Here is a 4144-nt window from a genome sequence, read left to right on the forward strand (position 1 = left end):
TGCATTGTCTTTGCCGACACTGCTATTGGATCAACCTATTACTTCGCCTGAACTTAATCCAGATGCTAAGGCATTGGGTATTACTCCCAACCATTTGGCCTATGTGATTTACACCTCAGGATCGACCGGCGTGCCTAAGGGTACTGCCATCAATCACATAGGATTATCTAATCTACTCTATTGGTATCAAGAGGAATTTAACTTTTCAAAGCTAGATCGAGTTCTCATCCTCACCTCGTTAAGTTTTGATCTCACTCAAAAAAATATCTTTGTTACACTTATTTGTGGCGGATTGCTATCTTTAGCCAATAGTCAATTTGATCCTTTAGCTATCAATTTATCCTTGGAGCTCAGTTCAATTAGTGTAATTAATTTGACTCCTAGTATGTTTTATGCACTCCTAGATTGCTCAACGTCAATAACATTCTCAAATTTACTCAAAGTTTTTTTAGGTGGAGAGCCTGTCAATACTTCCAATTTTATCTCCCTAAAAGACAACTATCCAAAGTTAACAATTATTAACAGCTATGGGCCGACAGAATGTACAGATGTTTCCGCATTTTACAGATTAGGAAACAAGTGGGTTCATAATCTTAATATGGCACCACCCATTGGCCGCCCCATAGCCAACACCCAAATTTACATCCTCGATACACATCTGCAACCTGTACCTTTAGGCGTAGATGGTGAAATCTATATCGGTGGTGTGGGTGTAGCACGTGGTTACCTGAACCGTCCTGACTTAACTGCTGAACGTTTTATTGCCGATCCGTTTAGCACCAAGATTGGCGCTCGTCTATATAAAACAGGTGACTTGGCGCGTTATCTGCCGGATGGCAATATCGATTACATCGGTCGCAATGACTTCCAGGTCAAGATCCGTGGTTTTAGAATTGAACTGGGAGAAATCGAGGCCACGCTGGCTACTTGTGCTGGTGTGCGTGAAGCGTTTGTCACCGCACGTGAAGATGCGCCAGATGAGAAGCGCTTGGTCGCTTATGTGATTGTAAAAGAGGATGCCGTGTTGTCAACGGCCGATCTGCGTGCTCAGCTTTCCTCTGTCTTACCAGAGTACATGGTACCATCCGCCTTTGTGACGCTGGTCGCTTTCCCATTAACGCCCAATGGTAAGCTCGATCGTAAAGCCTTGCCTGCACCCGATCAGTCAGCAGTGGTGTCGCGCACCTACGAAGCGCCGCAAGGGGAGATTGAAATGGCCATTGCCAATATCTGGCAAGACCTCCTGAGACTAGAGCGTGTCGGGCGACATGATCATTTCTTCGAATTGGGGGGACATTCGCTGCTAGTAATGCAAATGATAAATCGCATTTATCTACAATTTACTCTCAGGATACCAGTACGTATTTTATTCGAAGCACCGACAATTTCTAGTTTGACAATATATATAAACGACCTGCTCAGCCTCATGGAATTACCAGAAGCTGCAACAGACAATGAAATAATTTCTTTTTAAGATTAATAAAAATGAACATCAGGGAATTTTTACTCGAAATCCGGGATTTAGGCGTTGTTCTCAGTGTGCAAAATGGGCAATTGCGCAGCAAAGGAAAAAAAGGCGCCCTCACTCCAGAATTGCAGACACGAATAATTAAAAATAAAGATTCAATTATTGAATTTCTCACTAGCATATTTTCCACATCCAAAGGCAAAAATGATATTCCGGGCGCAGACCGAACCATACCTCTTCCTCTCTCCTTTGCCCAGCAGCGTCTCTGGTTCCTTGATCAATTAGATCATGCAGCAGGGGCGGCTTATCATATCCCGGCAGGATTACGCTTACAGGGACAATTAAACCACGCGGCTTTGCAAGCTGCCCTGGATCGCATTCTGGCGCGCCATGAGGCTTTACGTACCTTATTTGTTACAAAAGAAGATGGACAACCGGTACAGATTTTTGTTCCTGCTGACGTGGGCTTTGCACTACAAGAGGTGGACCTGTCTGAACTTATTGGCAATGAGCAAGAGGCGGCTGTTGCACGTTACAGTAAAGAGGAAGCACGTGCGCCTTTTGACTTATCAACCGGACCGCTAATTCGCGGTCGTTTGTTACGCTTGTCTGATCAAGAGCACATCTTATTAGTAACACAGCACCATATCGTCTCTGATGGCTGGTCTATCGGCATACTAGTGCAAGAGTTTTCTGCTCTATATTCGGCGTTTAGCCAGCAGCAACCCGATCCACTGCCACCCTTAAGCATTCAATATGCAGACTTTGCCGCTTGGCAACGGAAATGGTTGCAAGGGGATGCATTGCAGCAGCAAGTCGATTACTGGCAGCAGCATCTGATTGGGGCACCGGCTCTTCTTGAGATGCCAACAGATCATCCTCGTCCTTCCGTCCAAAGCTATCAGGGTAATCGTATTGCCGTCACCCTATCGACCGCCTTAACCCAAGATCTACGCGCTTTCAGTCAACGCCATGGCGCGACCTTGTTTATGACGCTCCTAGCAGGCTGGTCAGCCCTGTTGTCTCGTATGAGTGGGCAGAACGATGTGGTGATTGGTACCCCTTTTGCCAACCGTCAGCGATCTGAAATTGAATCACTCATCGGCTTTTTTGTGAACACTTTTGCACTGCGTGTTCAATTGGATGATGATCCAAGTGTGGTGCAATTGCTGGCACAAATCAAAACCAATACTTTAGAATCTTATGCGCATCAGGATATTCCGTTTGAACAAGTAGTCGATGCCCTTAAACCGGTGCGCAGTTTAAGTCATAGCCCTGTATTTCAAGCCATGCTGGTATTGCAAAATACCCCCATGGACGGTGCGTTAAACTTACCTGGCTTAACCCTATCGGGCATCGCAACCCCGCACAGTACAACGCACTTTGATCTTAGCTTGTCTTTATCAGAAACAGGGGAGTCCATCACGGGTGCCTTGGAGTATGCCAGTGATTTGTTTGAGCAAGCTACGATGGAACGGCTGGTCGAGCATCTGCGGATTCTCCTGTCTGGCATGGTCGCTGATGAAACAAAACGTATCAGTCAATTACCACTTTTATCGAGTGCACAACGTCAGCAACTACTTGCGGACTTTAATAATACAGCCGTTGATTACCCACAAAACCAGTTGATTCATCAGTTGTTTGAAGCTCAGGTGGCCAATGCGCCTGATGCCATTGCGGTGGTGTTTGAAGAACAGTGCTTGACGTACGACGCCTTAAACAAACGGGCCAATCAAGTGGCGCATGCGTTGATTGACATGGGCATTGCACCAGACGACCGTGTGGCTATCTGTGTTGAGCGTAGCTTAGAGATGCTGGTAGGTTTATTGGGAATCTTGAAAGCAGGCGGTGCCTATGTGCCACTCGATCCAAGCTATCCAAAAGAGCGCTTGGCATACATGCTTGCCGATAGTGCGCCAGGAGCTCTTCTGACACACAGTCAGTTGCAAGACACTGTAGCGCATTGGGGACAAGCTGCATTGTCTTTACCTACCCTGTGGTTAGATCAACCCACTGCTTCGCCTGAACATAATCCAGATGCTAAGGCATTGGGTATTACTTCCAACCATTTAGCTTATGTCATTTATACCTCAGGATCAACCGGACTGCCTAAGGGGGTGATGGTTGAGCATAAGAATGTTATCAATCTAATTATAGACTGGCAGGTTCAGAATCAGAGGGATCACGAACCGCTCATGAGTTCATTTTGGACTAGCTTTGCATTTGATGTTTCCATATTTGAAATATTTTTGCCATTTGTGTTTGGTGACACGATTCATATCGTTCCTGATTCTGCGCGCGCTGATCCGAAAATTCTAATGAATTGGTTTGTTCAACATCAAATAGGACGCGGATATCTTCCCCCATTTTTTCTTAAAAAATTAAATGACCTATCTATCGAAGATAGATCCAAACTTAATTTAAAATTAGCGTTAGTAGGCGTAGAACCATTGATGGAAAAGGATCTATTCAAACTGCAAGCTCTTCTATCATCGCTTAAAATAGTCAATGGATATGGCCCAACAGAAGCAACCGTTTTCTGCAGCACTTATTCCACAATTTGTAACTTACAACGTAATGCGCCCATTGGACGTCCCATAGCCAACACCCAAATTTATATCCTCGATACACATCTGCAACCTGTACCTTTAGGCGTAGCTGGTGAAATCCATATCG

General features: G+C 45.2%; 2 protein-coding genes. Both read left to right on the forward strand.

Annotation, left to right across the window (positions count from 1 at the left end):
• Nucleotides 1–1474: non-ribosomal peptide synthetase (locus tag RBA40_RS32875; protein WP_306653072.1), on the forward strand; the 1474-nt coding region annotated here is incomplete at its 5' end.
• Nucleotides 1475–1485: 11 nt separating this feature from the next.
• Nucleotides 1486–4144, forward strand: a 2659-nt coding sequence (locus RBA40_RS32880) for a non-ribosomal peptide synthetase (RefSeq protein WP_306653073.1), incomplete at its 3' end; no start/stop codon positions are given.

Source organism: Massilia pseudoviolaceinigra (genome assembly GCF_030846505.1).
Lineage (GTDB): Bacteria > Pseudomonadota > Gammaproteobacteria > Burkholderiales > Burkholderiaceae_D > Telluria_A > Telluria_A violaceinigra.